The organism is Acidovorax sp. 35-64-16, assembly GCF_002281195.1.
GTDB lineage: Bacteria > Pseudomonadota > Gammaproteobacteria > Burkholderiales > Burkholderiaceae_C > Acidovorax > Acidovorax defluvii.
The window spans coordinates 1-19,187 of sequence record NZ_NCFM01000048.1 but is presented as its reverse complement, the minus strand read 5'-3'; the positions used below and the strand labels follow the sequence as shown (position 1 = coordinate 19,187).

Below are 19,187 nucleotides of genomic sequence, written 5' to 3'. Positions count from 1 at the left end.
TTACGGGCTGACTTTCAGAATACGGAAACTGCTGCGACAAACGCACTTGCAGCCGCTGAGCAGGTTCGGCCGTAGGGGTAGTATTTCAGCAGCCTGTTAGGTCGCCACCGACGACACGTCAATAAAACATGTTCTTATTTCAATGAAATGGCGACACATCCTGAATTCATGTCGCTCTTGACGACATGAACTCCCCGACATGTCGTCAATAATCAATTTCAAGAACATTAAACCACGCTCCAACGCACCACAAACAGGCTTTGGTTGCGGCTGGCGCGGTGCAGGCGTTTCTGCAGGGCGGCAATGAGCGCGTCGCGCCGGGCTTCGATTTCGTCTTCCACGGCAAAGATGTCTTGCCGCTGGCGGCGCTGCTCGGTTTCGGTCTCGCGGATGTCTTGTTGGAGGCGCTGGGCGTCTTCCATGCTGAGCGCCATGCGGGCTTGGCGTTTCAGGCCCTTGAGCTTGAGCTTGGTGTCTTTGAGGGCCTGCTCGGCGGAGGCGATGCGGTCTTCGGCCCAGGCTTCGAGCTTGTCGCGCTCTTGCTGGAAGAACTGGTCGTTGAGCTCCAGCGCACGGCTGGGCGTTGCGCAACGCGGCGGGGCAAATCACTAGCAGGCGGCGCCTGCGCTCCGCCCAGAGCTGACACAGCACCGGCGCAGCTTCAATGGTTTTGCCAAGGCCCACCTCGTCAGCCAGCACCACGCCTTTGCTGAGCGGATTGTTGAGCGCGAAAAGTGCGGCATCAATCTGATGCCGACGGTCTACCTATTCTGCATTAGCCCACACCGTTGTAGATATTTGGTCATGACCAAATCTTCGTGGGCTGGCTACTGCTAGAGAAAGATACGTACGCGCGTAGTTCATCGGCGGTCACCATGATGGAGCACACCCATCTGCCACTGCGGCTGTGGTTTCTGGCCATGTACCTGCTCACCCAGCACAAGAACGCCATCAGCGCCCTGGCGCTTAAGCGCCAGCTCGGGGTGTCTTACAAGACAGCGTGGCTGCTCATACACAAGCTGATGCAGACCATGGGCCAGCGCGATGCACGCTATGTGCTGAGCGGGCGTGTGGAGATCGATGATGCCTACCTTGGGGGCGAACGCGCGGGCAGCATCAACGGTGGACGCAAGGCAGCCAACAAGACGGCCTTTGTGGCTGCAGTACAGACCAGCGAGGATGGCAGGCCGCTGTACCTGCGGCTGGTGCCAGTGGCGGACTTCACGAATCAGGAGATGGCGCAGTGGGCGCAGCGCCATCTGGCGCCGGGCTGTCATGTGGTCAGCCATGGCACGCACGCATTTGCCCAGGTACGCCAGGCCAGCACCACACATGAGCGCCACGTCACGGGTGGCGGCCGCCAGGGGGCGCAGACGCCCCAGCTGCATTGGGTCAACACCCTGCTGGGCAATCTCAAGACCAGCATGGCGGGCACGTACCATTCGTTTGATCATGCCAAATATGCTGCTCGCTACCTGGCTGAGTTCTGTTACCGCTTCAACCGCCGCTTTGACCTGCCCACCATGCTACCGAGGCTGCTGCGGGCGCTGGTATCGACAAGGCCCCTTCTATTGAAGGTGTTGCGTGTGTCTGAGGTACGTAGCTAATCAGGCTTTTTGGTGACAACGGATCTCCCTTGATCGTGCGGCGGTTTCCATTGGCCTCTGGGCTGTCCAAGCCCAAGGCGTCCGCCAACTGCAATGTGCGGAAGTAGACCCTCCGACCGATTCGTACCATCGTGGGCCGGAGCCGACGAGAGACATCGCCGTCTGAATAAAGTGCCACCCTAAATCCATCGGCAGAGCGCCCCAAAATCCCGGCCACATCAGTAATGCTCATCAGTGGGCCGAAGCGGCCCAGCAGAAATTCTTCCGTTGTCATGAATGCTCCTATCACAGGACTAATTAGGCGCAATTCTGGGTAGTCAGCGGTAGTCGGACAAGCGTAGCGATTGAGGGCTACCTCGACCGTCATGCGCTCAGCTGGACCGCGCTGTATATAGACGCCGCGAACCATCTCGTCTTCGGTGCGACGAGACCAGTCTTCGGCGTCGCGTTTGGTGCGGAATGTCTTGGCAGTGGGTGACCATCCGGTTTTGCGGATGAGTGCTTTCCAGGTGCCAGAAGGTGTTTTGACGATCGTTGCCATAAGGGTCTCGGTGAGGCCAGCGCCGCAGCACTGTACCGAAACTGTACCTGACCAACGATCTTGAAAAATCCCCCAGTGCTCTGGGTTGGGTCTTGAAATTCCCTAGTGTGTTGATAACACTAGGGAATTTAAGATGGTGCCGGGGCCGCACCCAAACTAAGCCTTGAAACCCGCATGAATGCTGGGTGCTGTTTTGGTTTTGGCAAAATGAGCCCCCAAATGTGCCCCCAGACTGTGAAGGATACCCCCCCGCCATGAAGCTGACAGACGCCAAATTGCGCAACCTGACCGAGCCCGGCAAACACTTTGACGGCAGCGGGCTCTACCTTGATGTGACCAAGGCGGGCGGCCGGTACTGGCGCATGAAGTACCGCCACGGCGGCAAGGAAAAGAAATTGGCGCTGGGTGTCTATCCGGCCGTGGGGCTCAAGGATGCACGCGACCAGGCTGCAGAGGCCCGCAAGGTGCTGCAGGCTGGCGACGATCCGGGGGCAGTGCGCAAGGCCAGCAAGGCGCTGGCCACACACGAGGCGGTAAACACCTTCGAGGCTGTGGCGCGTGACTGGCACAAGCACCAGGCCGCCCGGTGGGAGCCTGAAACGGCCGGGCGCATCCTGGCATCCCTGGCTGCTGACATCTTCCCCGCGCTGGGTGCCCGGCCCATGGCCAGCATCAAACCGGGCGAGGTGCGCGCCGCCATCGTGAAGATCGAGTCACGCGGCGCAGCCGACCAGGCGGGCAGGGTGCTGCAGCGGGTGAAGGCTGTTTACCGTTGGGCGGTGATCCATGAGCGCATCGCCTCGAACCCAATGCTTGACTTGGTGCTGTCTGAAATCCTCAAGCCACGCGAAGTGCAGCACCGCGCCGCCATGGCAGACAAGGAGCTACCCGAGTTCCTGCGCAAGTTGGACGCCTACGAGGGCGACCCCCATACCGTGCACGCCCTGCGCATGGTGATCCTCACGGCCACGCGACCGGGTGAGGTGCGGGGGGCACGGTGGGCAGAGTTCGACCTTGATGCAGCGCTGTGGGTGATACCGCCCGAACGCATGAAGATGCGGGCAGAACACCGCGTGCCACTGTCACGGCAGGCCGTGGAGGTGCTGCGCAGCATGCAGGCCCTGAGCGGCGGGCGTGAGCTGGTGTTTCCCAGTCCCGTTTACCCCAGCAAGCCCCTGAGCGAGAACACCTTTAATTCAGCCCTGGCACGCATGGGCTACAAGAACACCGCCACCGCCCACGGGTTCCGGGCGCTGTTTTCCACGGTGGCCAATGAGTGCGGCTGGAACCCCGATGTGATCGAACGCCAGCTAGCCCACAAAGAGCAGAACGAAATCCGGGCCGCCTACCACCGCAGCACCTACATGAAAGACCGCGAGCGCCTTATGCAGTGGTGGGCCGACTACCTGGACGGCCGCAAGGCTGGCAACGTGGTGAAGATGCCCACGCGGGCCGCATGACTGAAAACATGGAACCGAATCGAGTGCAAAAAGCAGGAATCACAACCAGGCGGACACCCGCCAGCACCACACCACAAGGGGCCGCAAGGCCCTTTTTTCATGGGCGCGATGGTGGCTTTTTGCATTTTCTTCAGCACCATTCCACGGAAAACCGTGGGAACAGTGGGAACAAACCCAAGGAATCAAGGAACGGTGCGGCTTACCGCATAGTCACCAATGGGAACAAAGTGGGAACAGAGTGGGAACAGAGTGGGAACAGTTCTACATAGTGAGAAAACATACTCATATAAACCCTTGTTTTCCCTGTTTTATCCCCCTTTGCCCCCGGCCTGGCGCGCCATCGCAACCGGCCCCGCATCAATGAACGCGCACGCACGTTGCTGGAAATGAGCGCGTGAGGGCATTCCCCTGGAACCACCTACGGCGGCGGGCAAGCGTGCATGCGTGTGCACGGGCATTTACTAGCCCATGACGTGGCAAATTTACTTATTGAGAATCATTATCAAAAGTTGCCACATGCCCGGCTGCGAGAGAGCCCCAAGGGAAAAAGCCGGGCCGAACGTTTGCGGCGGTGTTTTGTGCAGCGGGCCGGGCGTCGTCGTATCGCTGTGGATAACTTTTCCCGCTGCAGTGCGCAAAAAATGAGCAATTGCACACCGCCCGCAAACCCGCATGGATGCTAGGTTTCCCGAAAATGTGCAGAAGTTATCCACAATGCGTACTAGATACGACGGGCGTTATGTTAAATAGTGTGCGGATTTATTATGTATTTAGCACACTATAGGGAATCGTGCCACAATGCAGGCATGCAACAAAGGATGCGACACATGACCCTTGAAGAATTTGACGCTGCACTGTACGCACTGGGCTGGAAGGTGAGCGAGTTTTGTAGGGCCACGGGCCTGCACCGCAACACCCCGAGCCGCTGGCGCAATGAGGGCGTGGAGATACCCGGATGGGTGCCTAAGCACCTGGGCTTGCTGTTGGAGCTGCAGCGCCTTCATGAGGCCTACCTGACGCCACCCAAGGCGGATAGCGAGGGCGCATAGTCTTCGCACGCCTGGCGCTGGTGTGCGTGCTGCCTGAAGCGCCCCACGGGCGACGATTGAGCCCCACACCCGGCACAATGTGCCCATGATCCCCAAGCCCCTGCAGTTCCTGCTACTGGCGCCCTTGGCATTCGGCCCCATGGCCCCGCGTTTCGTGGCGATTGCGGAGGCGGTGGCGGAGAGGTTGCAGGGGCGACAACTGGCGAACCTGAAGCAAAACCGAGAGGGAAATATTTCCCACTCGGACGAGTCAGGCCGAACCAAAGACCTTGCCGCCGCCAAAGCTGGCCTGGGCAGCGGCGAGACGCCAGTGCTGCCCGTGCTGTTGTGCGATCGACAGCGGGGCCTTTGAATGCGGCCAAAGGGTGAAGTGCATTTGGCATTGCTAGCGGCTGCGCAGGCCCTTGCAACGCCTGAGCGTGGCGCAACCCTGCGCGAGCTTGCAGCGGCTGCGTGTGTGGGGCTGCAAGCTGCGCGGCAAACCGTGGGTTATCTCAGCAAGTCGGGGGCGCTGGTGGTGGCCCGCACCAGGCGCGTGCCCTATCGAAATAAGCCCGTTGCAGAGTGGGCGCCACCGCAGCCAGACGCAAGCGCATCGCCGCAGCCTGCAGCCCATGCGCTGGCTGGTGCCCTGGCCACCTGGCACGCCAGCCCCACGAGCCACACCGATAGCGCTTGACCTGGCACCACTACCCCGTGCCATAATCGCCGCAACCCCTGACCGGGGCCGGTGCTTGAAAACACCTTTCGCAAAGCGGCGCAACCTCCCCGATAGTGAGGTTTTGTCACGTCTGCATTCTGCAAACACGGCCCCGCGCCGCGTTCAAAGTTTCGGGCGGGATGGTCAGAGTGGCAACACCTGGCGCACGTCTTTGCGCGTGTTTTCAACATCCCGCCCACCTAACCGCGCTTGAAAACGCGGCCGGTGGTTTCAAGTCTCGCAAAGGAGCAAGAAGCCGTGAACAACGTCACCACCCTGGCCAGCCGCAGCGCTGCGCCCACAACGCCCACCACGGGCACCCCCGACCCTATCCAGTTGCACGCCGATGCGCATAACGCGCTGGCCATGGCGCTGCACTACCTGCGCCAGCCGCAAGCCAACGTGCCCGGCGCATCCCGCAAGGCGGTGCAAGCCCTGGCAGCTCTGCGCAGCCTGTGCAGTGCAGACGTGTGCACCACCACCACCAGCGGGAGGGCCTGAGCCATGGCAGCAATCACTATCGCCTTTGAGGTCGATTCGAGCCGCCTGGGCAGCTACACCGACGAACACCTAGCGCAGCTCTGGCACATTGGGCAGGCAAACCCCGCGCCCTTTGGCGATGCGGCCGCGTGCAACTTTGCCGAGCTGGTGGGGCGTGAAGTTATCAGGCGCTGGCTGGCTCAAGTAAGCCCCGCGCTTTGGACGCACCAGGCCAGCCACGTGGCAGCCAAAACCGAATGGAGGGCATGAGCCATGACGAACCAAACACTCACGCAATTGCGCAGTGCCATCAGCGATATGGACTGCATGTCACAAAGCGGGTTTTCAAGCATTGCAGCCATTACGAAGCTGGCACTTGCCGCCCTGGAAAACCCAATGACGTGCAACGACATTGACAGCATCGCCGCTGCCCTTGAATCCATTCGTAGCACTGCGATGGATGTTGAAAACTGCATCAACGCGACCGCTGAGGGTGTGGGATGCCACTACGTTGACACAGCACAACGGCGGCGCTGGGATGCCGTGCGGAAAGCCCGTGAGAAAGACGGCACTGATGCAACCTGCGGCGGGGCCGCAACGGTGAAGGGATAAGCCATGGCAGACGGCGCCAGCGGGCCAGGTACCGCAGCTTCGCCTGATGGCGCGCCTGGCGGCTGGCGGCTCTATTCCGGTGGGCACTTTATGCGCATTGATGGTGGCGAGCATGGAAAGCTTGCCAGGCTGGCAGACGTCCGCGATTGGCTGATGGCCTTGCACGAGTGGCCAATGAATGTTGCTGCTGATGAAGTAATTGCCAGACTTCGACAAGCGCACGCAACGGGGCTTGAGTTGTTCGTTGCTAATCCAAAAAGCTATGCCGATCAACTACGGCCTGACGCCCACATGCTGAGCCGTGAGGATGTTGAACAACGCGGCGGCCTGCGGTGCCTGGATGAGAGGTTGCTAGGTTTTGAAGGCGTGTGCAACGCGATTTTGAACGGCTGGGTTGGGGAGTATCGGGGCTACTTAAGCGCACCGCGTGTCGATGCGGTGTGTGTGCGGGCCGCTGTGGCGCACGAGCTGTGGGGCTGGGGCTCTGTCGCTGGTGCTGGTGCTGGTGCTGGTGCTGGTGCTGGTGCTGGTGCTGGGCAATCTGGCGGGTTGACTGTGGTCCCATTCCAAAAGACAGGCACCGAGCCAGCGGCCAAGCCCGAGCCCCAATTTGAGGACGGCAAGCGCCGGCCCTGGAAGAGTCAATTTCCAGAATGGACGGGCGAGCGGCTGGCGAAGGCGCGGGCACAAATCAATGGCCGGGACGCGACAAAGCAGCTTGAGAAAAAAACCGGGTTGCCCGCTCGTGAAATCACGGACCGAGAACGGGAATGGAGGGCAGAGCAAAAGCTTTGCACAGACAAGCAGGTGAAGGCCGGGAAATAGCGCGGGCACCATTCGGGGGGCGCACTCAGGAAACCCAGTATCCATGCGGGTTTGCCGTGTCGGGAAATGCCGATTTGCCCGGGGAGTTTTGACATTTTCCAATCCATCCAAGCCCACCGATCCACGGCGGGCGTCAATGGAAGGAAACACCGCAATGCAAGTAGTTCACCAGTCCCGCCCTGTCGTTCCGCGTGATCGCTTGATCCGTCTGCCTGATGTGGAAAGCGCAACCGGGTGCAAGAAGTCAACCATCTACCAAATGATCGCATCCAAGAGCTTTCCAGCGCCGATCCGGCTGTCTGCCCGGCATGTAGCGTGGTCAGAGTCCGCCGTTTTGCAGTGGGTGCAAGACCGTATCGCAGCCGCAAGCGCCACGGGTGCAGAGGTGCAGCAATGAGCGCCCGCACGTCGGAGGGCCGCGCCATGACTGAGGCAGAACATGCCGCGCACTTGCGAGCGCTTGCAGACGCTGTGCTGCGTGATCGCGCTACCGATGTTGCCGACGAATTTTTAGAAGCTGCCATAGACGCTGTGGATGGATGGTTGGGGCCTGCAACGGAAAACCCCGTAATCGTTGCCGCCTACATGCAGGCGTCTGCAATCGCCTATCTCGCCGAACGGCTGGCCGTGGCCCTTGCGCCCCGGCACGCCACAACAAAAACCACTGACGCATGACCACCCGCATCACCCCCGACCTGATCCGCGCAGCCCTGGCGCACATCCCGGCCAGCCTGGCGCGTGAAGATTGGGCGCGGGTGGGCATGGCCATCAAAAGCGAGTTTCCCGACGCTACCGGGCAAGACCTGTTCGAGGCATGGAGCGCCACCGCAGACGGGCACGACCCACGCGCCACGCGCAGCACCTGGCGCAGCATCAAGGCGGGCGGCGGGGTAGGCATTGGCACCCTGTTGCACCTGGCCAAAGAACACGGCTTTGTGCTGCCCAAGGCCAGCGAAGCCCCGGCCGCACCCAGCCCCGAAGAGCTGGCACGCCGCGCCCGTGAAAAAGCCGAGCGCCAGCAAGCCGACAAGGATCACCAGGACGCGGCCCACGCGGCTGCAGCAGCCGACGCGGCGGCGCAGTGGGATGCAGCCAGCGACACCGGCGCCAGCCCCTACCTGGCACGCAAAGGCGTGCAAGCCCATGGCCTGCGCTTTGCCCCCGATGGCTGTGTGCTGGTGCCCTTGCGCGATGCCGCTGGGGATCTGTGGAACCTGCAGCGCATTGCCCCTGAGCGCCCGGCCGAGGGCACCGACAAGCTGTTTTTGAAGGGCGGCCGCAAGTCGGGCCTGTGGCACTGGTGCGGTGATCCGGCCGGGGCTTCGGTGCTGCTGATTGCCGAGGGCTACGCCACGGCCGCAAGCGTGCACCAGGCCACAGGCCACCCCGTGGCCGTGGCCTTTGATGCGGGCAACCTGGCGCACGTTGCCAAGGCCCTGCGCCAGCAATACCGGGCCGCGTTGCTGGTGCTGTGCGGCGATGATGATGCAGCCACCGAAGCCCGCACCGGCACCAACACCGGCCGCGTGAAAGCCGAGGCCGCAGCCCGCACAGTGCGTGGCCTGGCAGTGTTCCCCGAGGGACTGCCCGATGGTGGCAGCGACTTTAACGACATGCACCAGGCGCAGGGCCTGGAGGCCGTGGGCGCTTGCATTGATGCCGCTATTGCCGCGCACCAGGCAGAGCAGGCCGAACGCATCCAGCAAGCCCCACAGAGCCCCAAGCAAGGCAAGGCCACCACCCGCCCGCAACGTGAGCCCCACGGGGCCGATGGTGGGCACGGCGAGCCCCCCGACGATGGCCGGGCCTTCGACCCGTTCACCGTCAACGATTCGGGTGTGTGGCATGCGGGCGTGGACAAGGACGGGCAACCCAAGTCGCCGCAATGGGTGTGCAGCCGCCTGGATGTGCAGGCCCTGACACGCGACCAGGACGGCGCAGGCTGGGGCTACCTGCTGGCCTTTGCCGACCCGCTGGGCAAGCCCAAGCAATGGGCCATGCCCGCCCGCATGCTGTCTGGCGATGGTGGCGAATACCGCGCCGCGCTGCTGAACATGGGGCTGCGCATCGCCCCATCGCCTGCAGCCCGCAACCTGCTAACCCAGTACATCCAGACCCGCCAGCCGGGCGAGTTTGCGAGCTGCACCGACCGCATCGGCTGGCATGGCCGCGCCTTTGTGCTGCCCCATGAAACCATCGGCGACGATGCCGAGCGCATCGTGTTTCAGAGCGAAAGCCAGATGGAAAACACCTTTCGTGTGAAGCACGATGCAGTCGCCTGGCGTGATCGCATCGGGGCTCTGTGCGTGGGCAATTCCCGGCTGGTGTTTGCGGTGGCCAGCGCCTTTGCCGGGCCGCTGCTGCGCCCTGCAGGCATGGAGAGTGGGGGCTTTCACATTCGGGGCGACAGCAGCTCAGGCAAGACCACGGCCCTACGCCTGGCCGCCAGCGTGTACGGTGGCCCCAGCTACATGCAGCGCTGGCGCACCACCGACAACGCCCTAGAGGCCATCGCCGCGCAGCACTGCGATTCGCTGCTGATCCTGGACGAACTGGCGCAGGTCGAAGGCAAGGTGGCCGGGGAGTGCGCCTACATGTTGGCCAATGAGCAGAGCAAGGCACGCGCCACACGCAACGGTGCACCACGCGCCCGCCTGTCCTGGCGCTTGCTGTTCCTCAGCGCTGGCGAGCTGGGGCTGGCCGACCACATGGCAGAAGGCATGAAGCGCACCCGCACGGGGCAAGAGGTGCGCATGGCCGACATTCCCGCCGATGCGGGCGCGGGCCTGGGTGCCTTTGAAAACTTGCACGGCTTTGCGGGTGGGGCTGCGTTTTCCAGCCACCTGACCCGCCAGGCGCAAGCCTGCCACGGCGCAACAGGCCGGGCGTTCATTGAATGGGCGTGCGCCAATGCCGAGGGCCTGGGCAAGCGCCTGCGCACGGCTGTGCAAGCCCTGACGCGTGAATGGGTGCCTGATGGTGCATCGGGCCAGGTGGAGCGCGTGGGCGCCCGCTTTGCGCTGGTGGGCGTGGCGGGCGAGCTGGCCACCGAAGCGGGTTTGACGGGCTGGCCAGCGGGCGAGAGCGAACGCGGTGCACGCGCCTGCTTTGATGCCTGGATGGCTGCGCGTGGTGGGGCTGGCAATGGCGAGGTGACCGCCATGCTACGGGCCGTGCGCCGGTTCCTGGAGACGCACGGGGAAGGCCGCTTCACATGGTGGCACCGTGCGTCTGATGACCACAACGCCAAGACGCTGCAGCGTGCGGGCTTTCGTCGGATGGTCGACCAGGACGGCAAGCCCATCAAGAACGACGCGGAACACCAGCGGGAGTACGGCGAGCGCATGGCCCCGGCCGATGGTGAGGCAGTCAGCGTTGAATACTTCTTGCTGCCCGAGGTGTTCCGTGCCGAGGTGTGCCAGGGCTTTGACTACCAGGCCGTGGCCGCAGTTCTTCTGGCACACGGGGCTCTGATGCCAGGCGCAGGCCGGTCGTTCGACACTAGGCAGCGCCTGCCCGGCCTGGGGCTCTCACGCTGCTATCACATACCCCCGGCGCTGTTCGCCTTGGACGTGTAGCCGCCATGCCCACCGCAGCCCCCCGGCCATGCTCCCACCCTGGATGCGGCGCCCTCGTGCGCGATGGCTCAGGCCGTTGTGCAAAGCATCCCAAGCCCGCATGGGCAAAACCAGCCACAGCCACCAAGCGCATCACCGGGCGCAGGCTGCAGGCGATGCGCGCCGAGCTGTTCACCCGTGAGCCGCTGTGCGCCGTGTGCCAGCGCCTGGGCCGCGTGACGCTGGCCACCCAGCGCGACCACATCAAGCCCCTTGCTGAGGGCGGCACCGACGATGCCAGCAACGTGCAAGGGCTGTGCGCCGCCTGCCACGATGCCAAGACCAAAGCAGAGGCAGCACGCGGCGTGCGCCGCATTTGGCAGGGATACCGCCAGCCCTGACCACCTGGCCGTGCACACGCCCGCACGGTTCAATCCCTTATGCCAGGCACTGGCCATCCGGGCCGCCCGGTGGGGGCGGGGGCGTGAGTCCCCTTCGCGCTGGAAATTGCAAATATGCACCAAAAGGTGCATCGGCGTTTTTGCCGTGTTGAACGTTCGGGGCTCTGAGTTTTGGCCTGATCGTGGGCTTTGATGCCCGAAAATGTGCGGAAATCAGCCTTTGCCCTGGATTTTGTTCCCACTGTTCCCACTGCTCAAAATTGAGTGGGAACGCGGGAAGCCCCTGTTTATGCGGTGTTCCCACTGTTCCCACTGTTCCCACGCAAAAACACAAGGTGGCGAAGAGAAGGGCCGTGAAGGCATGCAGGCCCGTGCACCTTTTCGGGCGTCTGTGTGGCACCGCTGGGGCTCAGGGACTGAGGGGTAGGGGGCGGGTCAAAAGTCTGAGGCATACAGACCGGACACCGATCGTCTAGTCAAATTTTTGTGCGCGCAGGTTTTGGGGGGAGGGGGTACCTCTTTTGGCCTGGCTGTGTGCTGCGTGGTGCTGGGGGTGGAATTCAATGCCCGATGTGCCCCCAGTTGCCCCCGCTTTTCCGGCATGTGCCCCCACTTTATGAAAATGAGCCCCTAAATGTGCCCCCACATGCCCCCGGATTCCGGCACACTTCGGCGCACGTTCGCGCACTAGTCAAAGCCACTTCCCATAGGGGAAAAGAAAAAGGCCGCACGGTTGTGGAACCATGCGGCCTTGTCTGTGGTGCCCGGGGCCGGAATCGAACCGGCACGCCTTGCGGCGGGGGATTTTGAGTGCTGACTTTTCCTATACGCTGACATCAGTCAGGGCACGACGCAGTGCTCTCAGCTCGGTTCCCTCGAAGGGGCAGTAGCGCTGATCATACCTTGGCCTAGTACCGCATTCGACCTGCTTGACTTTTGCCCGGCTCCTAGCTGGCTCCTGCGTTCAGGTCGCAACCCAAGGAGATCAGATGGCCAAAATCAAGCTTACCAAAACTACCGTAGACGCAGCGAAGGCTGGCGTGCAGGATATTGAACTGCGTGACACGCTGGTACCCGGCTTCCTGTGCAAGGTGACTCCGACCGGGCGGAAGGTGTTCATGGTCCAGTATCGGACGAATGCAGGAGAACGCCGGAAACCCGCTATCGGGCTGTTCGGGGAGTTGACCGTAGAACAGGCCCGATCAATCGCTCAGGATTGGTTGGCCGAGGTGCGGCGCGGCCAAGACCCGAGCGCACTCAAGGCGGCGGCGCGGCAAGCGCCGACCGTGAAAGAACTGTGCGTGCGCTTCATTGAAGACTATTCAAAGCTGCACAATAAGCCGAGCACGGTTGCCAGCAATCGAAAATACATCTCGCTGCATATTGGCCCCGCCTTGGGCAGCATGAAGGTCCCGGATGTCACGCGCCAGGATGTTGTCGCCCTGATGAAGAAGCGGGAAAAGGGACCGACGGGGGCAAATCGCGTGCTCGCCTGCCTACGCAAGATGTTCAATATGGCCGAGGTATGGGGCTACCGGCCGGACGGCTCCAACCCTTGCAAGCATGTCCAGAAGTACCCGGAGAAGGGCAAAACCCGGCTTATTACCGACGTGCAGCTGTCTCAGCTGTACGCGTACCTAGATCGAGCAGACGCGGAAGGCCTGGAGCACCCGACCCTGACCCTTGCGATCCGGTTGCAGTTCGAGTGTGCCGCGCGCATGTCCGAGATCCTGACGCTTCGCTGGGAGTGGGTCGATTTCCAGAATCGACGGATTGTCTGGCCTGACAGCAAAACTGGCGGCATCTCTAAGCCGATGAGCGAGGAGGCGGTGCGCCTGTTGACGAACGCACCGCGGTTCGGTGAATCTCCCTTTGTCTGCCCGGCGATTTTCAAGCCCTCGCGACCGCTGCCGAAGCATACCTACTACCAGGGCTGGAAGCGCATCCTCGACCGTGCCGGTGTTCCGCACATCGGAACTCACGGTATCCGGCATCGGGCGGCCACGGACATCGCCAATTCCGGCGTGCCGGTAAAGGTCGGGATGGCGCTGACCGCGCACAAGACGGTCACGATGTTCATGCGCTATGTGCACACGGAAGACGACCCGATTCGCAATGCCGCCGATCTGGTTGCGGCCAGACGCAAAGGCCTCGTGGAGGACGGGAGAACTGCTGCAACAGTGCCCGCACTGTCTTCTGGCGGTATTGAGGTTCCGGTAGCAGCAACTGGCGTTGTACCGAAAACGTCAGTGGGAGTCTATCGTCCGTTTCGCCATCGGCGCACTGGGGAGCGGGCAGTGCCGCCTGGGACGAAGCGCACAGAGGCACAGGCAGGCACGGGGGGAGCTTGAAATGCCTTACCCAATCCCACAAGGTGCATGGGGAGGCACCTCCATGCACGGGCGGGCACGTTCAGTTTTCCCGATCTATTCCCGAACGGATATAATTTATGACTGAAAAGCGACGACCATTGTTCTGGGAAGGCTCCTCGAAGAAGGATTTCAAAGAGTTTCCCATTCCGGCCCAGAAGGATATGGGCGTTGCGCTGTTTGTGGTGCAGTTGGGTCGCATGCCGGATTCTTCGAAGCCCTGGAAGGGGTTGGGGTCAGGTGTGTACGAACTGGTGGAAGACCATCGGGGCGATACTTTTCGCGCGGTCTACACTGTGCGTGTAGGTAATGCGGTTCATGTGCTGCATGCGTTTCAGAAGAAGTCCAAATCCGGTATTGCGACGCCGCAGCCGGATGTGGACCTGGTTGAAAAACGGTTGAAGGCAGTTCTTGCCCGGTACGGGCTCAGTGGGAGATGACGATGCGAACCAAAGACAGCCACAAGGGCACGGACAATGTTTTAACTGATCTCGGGTTTGACGACGCGAAGGAGTTGTCGGCGAAGGCCGTGCTTGCAGTGAAGCTTAATGAACTCATCGAAAAGCGGGGCTTGAGCCAGACCCAAGCGGCGGGCATCACCGGCATGACGCAGCCCAAGGTGTCACAGGTGCGTCAGTACAAACTTCAGAATATCTCGCTCGAACGCCTGATGCAGGCGCTCGTGTCGCTTGATCAGCAGGTGGAGATCGTCGTTCGTCCTGCTCGCCGCGCACACGGCGCAGGCATTACGGTGGCGGCTTGATGTTCAGGCGTGAACAAACGCCAGGCGTGGCGGTGCGATGAAGTTCGCTTACGAAGACTTGAGCGACGACCAGTTTGAGAAGCTGGTCGTGTTCTTGTGCCAGCGCCTGCTTGGCATCTCTGTGCAGGGGTTCGCCAAAGGGCCGGATGGCGGGCGTGATGCGAAGTTCGTCGGAACGGCTGAACTCCATCCGAGCAAGGCTGCCCCCTGGGTTGGTACGACCATCGTCCAGGCCAAGCACACCAACGGCTACAACCGGAATTTTTCGGAGTCCGATTTCTTCAGCACTACAGCGCAGAACACGGTGCTAGGCAAGGAAATTCCACGTATCAAGAAGTTGCGTGAGGGCAAGCAGCTCGACCACTACATGCTGTTTGCCAACAGGCGCTTGGCTGGCAACGCCCAAAGCGACATATGTGAGTACCTCGCAGCGCAGTGCGACATTCCCGCGTCGTCGATCTATTTGTGTGGCTTGGAGCAGTTGGAAGTCTGGTTGAAAACCTTCCCAGACGTGGCGGGGAAGGCCGACCTCGATCCAGTCGATTCGCCGTTGATCGTCAGTCCCGATGACCTTGCTGAAGTCGTGCAGGCGCTCGCACGGCAGAAAGACGGGGTGTCGGCGCTGCTTGATGATCCGCCGACCACGCGGGTGACATATGAGCAGAAAAACGTGCTCAATAACATGAGCGCCGAGTATGCAAAGGCCCAGCGCAGAAAGTACCTGAAAGAGACGGCCCAGATTCGCGCGTTTCTGGCCGCCCCGGAAAACCTCGAACTGCTGCACGTATACGAATCGGTGGTCGATGAGTTCGAACTCAAGATCATCGCTAAACGCAAGGACCATCAGACTTTCGACGACGTGATGGAGTACCTGGTGGACCTGCTGTTCAACCGTGATCCCGTCTTGCGGCAGCATGCCCACAAGCGCCTGACCCGCGCCGTGCTGTTCTACATGTACTGGAACTGCGACATCGGGGAGGTGGACGATGCTGCGGCCGACTAAGCACTCGCATCCGGACCGCACGGTTATCAACGTGTCGCTGCTGCTGTTGGCTCGGCTGAGGACTCGCCGCGTCGACGACTACGACATCTTGCGCAAGTACGCGAAGAAGTCCGTCGCCGGCGGTGACGTGTTGTTTCTGCCTGCACTGAATTTTCTTTATCTGATGGGACTGATCGACTATCGCCCCAAGACTGACGCTGTGGAATACGTGGGGCCAAATGAAGCTGTCTAAAATCTATTCGAACAAACCGGACCTGTTCGAGCCAGTGGAATTCGTGCAAGGCTTGAATGTCGTTGTGGCAGAAATCCGCCTGCCGGAGAACCGCGACAAGGACACCCACAACTTAGGTAAGACCACGCTGGGACGCCTGCTCGACTTCGGATTTTTAGCTGGACGCGACGCCAAGTTCTTTCTTTTCAAGCACCTTGACCGCTTCAAGGATTTCGTTTTCTTCCTAGAGATCGAGCTGGAAGACGCCTCATTCGTCACGGTGCGGCGGGGCGTTGAAGACGCGACGAAGATCAGCTTCAAAAAACATGATGCCAGGTCTCAGGACCTGTCCGAATTGCCGCTGACGGAATGGGATCATCAGGACATGCCGTTCGAGCGTGCGCGCGAGCTGCTAGATGGCTTGCTCGACTGGCGTGCGCTCAAACCCTGGTCTTTCCGCAAGGGCTTGGGCTACTTGCTGCGATCACAGGAAGACTTCCGCGAGGTATTCCAATTGCGTAAGTTCGCGTCAAAGCACGCCGACTGGAAACCATTCCTTGCGCACATGCTGGGCTTTAACGCGCAACTGATCGCCCTGCATTACGAGAAGGAAGAAGAACTTTCTAAGAAGCAGGACACTGCACAGACCATCAAGAGCGAACTGGGTGGGTCAATTGAAGACATCAGCAAGATCGAAGGTATTCTCTTGCTCAAGCAGAAGGAAGCAGAGAAGAAGCAAAAGCTGCTTGATGCTTTCGATTTCCGCGCTCAGGACAAGGATCGAACCAAGCAGTTGGTTGATGGCATCGACGAGCGCATAGCAGCGCTCAATACCGAACGCTATTCTCTGAATCAGAACAAGAAAAAAATATTGGCTTCGCTGGAAGAGGATCAGATCCTGTTCAACCCGGATGAAGCGCAGCGCTTGTTCGAAGAGGTGGGTGTCCTGTTCAAGGGACAGGTCAAAAAGGACTTCCAGCAATTGATAGCCTTCAACCGGGCGATTACGGATGAGCGTCGCGGGTACCTCCAGGAAGAGCGTACGGAGGTCGAGGTCGAGTTGAAGCGGATCAATGCTGAACTCAGCTTACTTGGTAAAAAGCGCTCGGACACGCTATCGTTTTTGAGTGGAACCGACATCTTCGGTAAGTACAAGCAAGTGTCCGACGAGATGGTGACGCTGCGCGCCGACATCACGTCCCTGGAGCGCCAGCGCGGCTTCTTGCACCGTCTGCAGGAGTTGCGGACTGACATCAGGGCATTGACCGAGGCGCGCGGCCATCTGCAGACCCAAATAGAAGCTGATGTCGAGAAGCAGAACTCGGACCCGGAAAGTCTGTTCTCGGCTATCCGGATCTTTTTCAGCGAGATTGTCGAAGACGTGATTGACCGCAAGGCGCTGTTGAGCGTTTCACCGAATCAAGCCGGGCACCTTGAGTTCAAGGCTGAAATTTTGGATGAGTCGGGCAACGCCACCAGTGCCGACCTCGGATATACGTACCGCAAGTTACTGTGCATTGGTTTCGACATGGCAGTGTTACGGGCCCACATCGACGACAAGTTTCCGCGCTTCGTCTACCACGACGGTGTGTTGGAGTCTCTTGACGACCGCAAGAAGGAGAACTTGTTGGCAGTCATTCGGCGCTATGCGGAACTGGGTTTGCAACCTGTCATCACCCTGATCGATTCAGACCTGCCCGCCAGACCGACGGATGAACCGGTATTTGCTCAAGATGAAATTGTCTTGACCCTGCACGACGAGGGAGATCAGGGGCGTTTGTTCAAAATGCGGGCATGGTGATGGCCTCAGCTCACGGCGCGCAGTCGATGGCGACACGGTTGTCCGCCGGCCAGCGGGCATATCTCGGCCTTCACCCGCCTGGTGAGGCAGTGTTCCAGGCGCTATCCGATCTGCTGGAAAATGACCATGACCTGCTTGATATAGATGCCAACGAGCGTTCCATCACCTTTCGCTTCGCAATGTACCTTCAGCCGCTGTTTCCAGATTGGACGGTGGATTGTGAGTTCAACCGGGACGGTGTGGAACCCAAGAGGCTTGGGCACCTGGAGCTATATCCCGATAGCGAAGACGAGCAGGCCAGAACGGTTTTTCCGGATGTCATCGTGCATCGGCGAGGCACCGAGCAAAATTACCTGGTCATCGAGTTCAAGAAATCAACGAGCCACGTGGACAGACAGATTGACCTCAGAAAACTCCACGGCTACAAGCGGCAACTTGGTTATACGTATGCGCTTTTCGTCGAAGTTGGTACAGGTGGTCAAGCCCGCGTTGCAGCGCTGGAATGGATCTGAAGAACGCTACGAGGATATGCCATGACGTCTATCGTGCCGTTCAACTCGCAGCATCTGGAAGCCGCGTGCCGCGTGCTTGCCGATACGGAGCGCGGCCTGACTGGTACGCAGATCGAGCGGCTATTGCAGGAGATCAAGATCGCCGACACCTCGCCCGGCATCACCAAATGGAAACGCCTGTTTAACGCGTTGGCTGAAGCGCAGAACCAGCACCAGATCGGCAATCACCTGATCATGCTAATCAACCGCGCGATGAACCCGGTCAATTACGCACGTGACCGCGAAACTTTTCGATGGCGGCGTGATGAGCTGAACGTGGTGCTCGCCTTCTCTGGCTTTTACGTGCGTGACGATGGCAAAGTGGGGCATGCCGACAAGGCGACGACACTGGACGCCGCGCGCGCCCGCGCCGGCAGATTGAAGGCGGTACTGGAAAGTCGCAATGTCCATGCCGAAGTGCTCAACTACTGCCGCGCCGAACTGCTGGACGAAAACTACTTCCATGCAGTTTTCGAGTCTACCAAGGGCGTTGCCGAGCGCATCCGTACGATGTCGGGGCTCACCATGGACGGTGCCGATCTAGTGAATCGGGCGTTTTCGACACAGAATCCGATCCTTGTTCTCAGCCCGCTCGCCACCGAATCCGAAAAGAGCGAGCAGAAGGGCTTCGTCCATTTACTGGTGGGTCTCTTCGGTGCCGTGCGCAATCCGCTTGCTCACGCACCCAAAACCAACTGGCCAATGTCCGAGCAGGATGCCCTCGACATCCTGACGCTGGTATCACTCATTCATCGAAAACTGGATCGAACCGAGAAAGCCACTAGCGCCGTCGCATGACCGATGGCCGCGGCAAGATGAACGCACCCGGAAAGTTGCATGCAGTCTTGCTATATCGCATGGCGAGGGCGCGGGACCGCTTGAGCCGTACTAAGGCGTTTTCGATCAGGTGGCGCGCCAAGTGCCTGAGCGGCAGGCAACTATGACATTCTCAAAGCTATACGTGATCGGAAACGGGTTCGACCTGTGGCATGGCATTCCGTCCAGCTACAGAGAATTCAAGTCATTCGTGCAAGAACACGACCGAGATCTGTTTAATGCGGTGGAAAACTATCTCCCTGCCGGGAAGGATTGGAGCGATCTGGAGTCCGCGCTTGCTTCTGGGTATTCTGGTCGATCGTGACCGGTCATTCCGGTTTGTCGTGACCGGCGATTCCGGCCGATCGTGACCGCCCGTTCTGGTTTATCGTGACCGCTGATTCCGGTTTGTCGTGACCGACCCCAAGGGCTCCCCGGTGG

Annotated in this window: 23 protein-coding genes and 2 pseudogenes; 22 read left to right on the top strand and 3 right to left on the bottom strand. The window is 60.6% G+C overall.

Annotated features, from left to right (window positions below):
• Window positions 1–227: 227 nt before the first annotated feature.
• Both B7Y64_RS17525 and B7Y64_RS17520 read right to left on the bottom strand, forming a co-directional pair.
• The gene (locus tag B7Y64_RS17525) at window positions 228–434 is read right to left on the bottom strand and encodes a hypothetical protein (RefSeq protein WP_291326301.1); all 207 of its coding nucleotides are present in this window, start codon (window positions 432–434) and stop codon (window positions 228–230) included.
• Window positions 435–585: 151 nt separating this feature from the next.
• Window positions 586–753 (bottom strand): annotated as a pseudogene (locus B7Y64_RS17520) (SNF2-related protein); the annotation flags it as partial.
• Between the two features lie 122 nt (window positions 754–875).
• Between B7Y64_RS17520 and B7Y64_RS17515 the strand changes: the two are divergent.
• Complete coding sequence (locus B7Y64_RS17515) at window positions 876–1,607, top strand: IS1595 family transposase (protein ID WP_291326299.1); 732 nt, start codon at window positions 876–878, stop codon at window positions 1,605–1,607.
• A gap of 337 nt (window positions 1,608–1,944) precedes the next feature.
• On the opposite strand, the pseudogene B7Y64_RS17510 reads toward B7Y64_RS17515, so the two are convergent.
• Window positions 1,945–2,148, bottom strand: a pseudogene (locus tag B7Y64_RS17510) (site-specific recombinase); the annotation flags it as partial.
• Window positions 2,149–2,402: 254 nt separating this feature from the next.
• Between B7Y64_RS17510 and B7Y64_RS17505 the strand changes: the two are divergent.
• The 21 genes from B7Y64_RS17505 (at window position 2,403) to B7Y64_RS17405 (ending at window position 19,071) form a co-directional block, all read left to right on the top strand.
• Window positions 2,403–3,608: an integrase arm-type DNA-binding domain-containing protein gene (locus tag B7Y64_RS17505; protein ID WP_291326297.1), complete on the top strand. Its 1,206-nt coding sequence runs from the start codon at window positions 2,403–2,405 to the stop codon at window positions 3,606–3,608.
• Window positions 3,609–4,435: 827 nt separating this feature from the next.
• On the top strand, window positions 4,436–4,657 hold the full coding sequence (locus B7Y64_RS17500; RefSeq protein WP_291326295.1) for a hypothetical protein: 222 nt from the start codon (window positions 4,436–4,438) through the stop codon (window positions 4,655–4,657).
• An 85-nt stretch (window positions 4,658–4,742) separates the two neighbouring features.
• The gene (locus tag B7Y64_RS17495) at window positions 4,743–5,009 is read left to right on the top strand and encodes a hypothetical protein (RefSeq protein WP_291326293.1); all 267 of its coding nucleotides are present in this window, start codon (window positions 4,743–4,745) and stop codon (window positions 5,007–5,009) included.
• A 24-nt stretch (window positions 5,010–5,033) separates the two neighbouring features.
• Window positions 5,034–5,336 carry a hypothetical protein gene (locus B7Y64_RS17490; RefSeq protein WP_291326291.1) on the top strand — a complete coding sequence of 101 codons (303 nt, stop codon included), beginning with the start codon at window positions 5,034–5,036 and terminating at the stop codon, window positions 5,334–5,336.
• A gap of 279 nt (window positions 5,337–5,615) precedes the next feature.
• Window positions 5,616–5,858 carry a hypothetical protein gene (locus B7Y64_RS17485; RefSeq protein WP_291326289.1) on the top strand — a complete coding sequence of 81 codons (243 nt, stop codon included), beginning with the start codon at window positions 5,616–5,618 and terminating at the stop codon, window positions 5,856–5,858.
• Between the two features lie 3 nt (window positions 5,859–5,861).
• Window positions 5,862–6,107 (top strand): hypothetical protein, encoded by a 246-nt coding sequence (locus B7Y64_RS17480; RefSeq protein ID WP_291326287.1) that lies wholly within the window; start codon window positions 5,862–5,864, stop codon window positions 6,105–6,107.
• A gap of 3 nt (window positions 6,108–6,110) precedes the next feature.
• Complete coding sequence (locus tag B7Y64_RS17475) at window positions 6,111–6,449, top strand: hypothetical protein (protein WP_291326285.1); 339 nt, start codon at window positions 6,111–6,113, stop codon at window positions 6,447–6,449.
• 3 nt (window positions 6,450–6,452) lie between these two features.
• Window positions 6,453–7,274: a hypothetical protein gene (locus B7Y64_RS17470; protein ID WP_291329497.1), complete on the top strand. Its 822-nt coding sequence runs from the start codon at window positions 6,453–6,455 to the stop codon at window positions 7,272–7,274.
• Window positions 7,275–7,317: 43 nt separating this feature from the next.
• Window positions 7,318–7,671 (top strand): AlpA family transcriptional regulator, encoded by a 354-nt coding sequence (locus tag B7Y64_RS17465; RefSeq protein WP_366444479.1) that lies wholly within the window; start codon window positions 7,318–7,320, stop codon window positions 7,669–7,671.
• The gene (locus B7Y64_RS17460) at window positions 7,668–7,949 is read left to right on the top strand and encodes a hypothetical protein (RefSeq protein ID WP_291329495.1); all 282 of its coding nucleotides are present in this window, start codon (window positions 7,668–7,670) and stop codon (window positions 7,947–7,949) included. The genes B7Y64_RS17465 and B7Y64_RS17460 overlap by 4 nt, the downstream gene beginning before the upstream one ends.
• Window positions 7,946–10,852, top strand: a complete 2,907-nt coding sequence (locus tag B7Y64_RS17455; protein ID WP_291326706.1) for a DUF927 domain-containing protein — start codon at window positions 7,946–7,948, stop codon at window positions 10,850–10,852. Before B7Y64_RS17460 ends, B7Y64_RS17455 begins: the two co-directional genes overlap by 4 nt.
• Before the next feature lie 5 nt (window positions 10,853–10,857).
• Window positions 10,858–11,232, top strand: coding sequence for an HNH endonuclease signature motif containing protein (locus tag B7Y64_RS17450; RefSeq protein WP_066690733.1), 375 nt, complete (start codon window positions 10,858–10,860; stop codon window positions 11,230–11,232).
• 989 nt (window positions 11,233–12,221) lie between these two features.
• Window positions 12,222–13,583 (top strand): site-specific integrase, encoded by a 1,362-nt coding sequence (locus B7Y64_RS17445; RefSeq protein WP_291329493.1) that lies wholly within the window; start codon window positions 12,222–12,224, stop codon window positions 13,581–13,583.
• A 98-nt stretch (window positions 13,584–13,681) separates the two neighbouring features.
• Complete coding sequence (locus B7Y64_RS17440) at window positions 13,682–14,041, top strand: type II toxin-antitoxin system RelE/ParE family toxin (RefSeq protein WP_291329491.1); 360 nt, start codon at window positions 13,682–13,684, stop codon at window positions 14,039–14,041.
• 2 nt (window positions 14,042–14,043) lie between these two features.
• Window positions 14,044–14,364 carry a helix-turn-helix transcriptional regulator gene (locus B7Y64_RS17435; protein WP_291329489.1) on the top strand — a complete coding sequence of 107 codons (321 nt, stop codon included), beginning with the start codon at window positions 14,044–14,046 and terminating at the stop codon, window positions 14,362–14,364.
• A gap of 37 nt (window positions 14,365–14,401) precedes the next feature.
• Complete coding sequence (locus B7Y64_RS17430; protein WP_291329487.1) at window positions 14,402–15,367, top strand: ABC-three component system protein; 966 nt, start codon at window positions 14,402–14,404, stop codon at window positions 15,365–15,367.
• Complete coding sequence (locus tag B7Y64_RS17425; protein ID WP_291329485.1) at window positions 15,351–15,599, top strand: ABC-three component system middle component 8; 249 nt, start codon at window positions 15,351–15,353, stop codon at window positions 15,597–15,599. Before B7Y64_RS17430 ends, B7Y64_RS17425 begins: the two co-directional genes overlap by 17 nt.
• A complete protein-coding gene (locus tag B7Y64_RS17420) occupies window positions 15,586–17,379 on the top strand; it encodes a DUF2326 domain-containing protein (RefSeq protein WP_291329483.1) in 1,794 nt (597 codons plus the stop codon). Before B7Y64_RS17425 ends, B7Y64_RS17420 begins: the two co-directional genes overlap by 14 nt.
• On the top strand, window positions 17,373–17,891 hold the full coding sequence (locus tag B7Y64_RS17415) for a hypothetical protein (protein ID WP_291329481.1): 519 nt from the start codon (window positions 17,373–17,375) through the stop codon (window positions 17,889–17,891). Before B7Y64_RS17420 ends, B7Y64_RS17415 begins: the two co-directional genes overlap by 7 nt.
• A gap of 21 nt (window positions 17,892–17,912) precedes the next feature.
• Window positions 17,913–18,728 carry a TIGR02391 family protein gene (locus B7Y64_RS17410; protein ID WP_291329479.1) on the top strand — a complete coding sequence of 272 codons (816 nt, stop codon included), beginning with the start codon at window positions 17,913–17,915 and terminating at the stop codon, window positions 18,726–18,728.
• A gap of 142 nt (window positions 18,729–18,870) precedes the next feature.
• The gene (locus B7Y64_RS17405) at window positions 18,871–19,071 is read left to right on the top strand and encodes an AbiH family protein (protein ID WP_291329477.1); all 201 of its coding nucleotides are present in this window, start codon (window positions 18,871–18,873) and stop codon (window positions 19,069–19,071) included.
• Window positions 19,072–19,187: the final 116 nt, after the last annotated feature.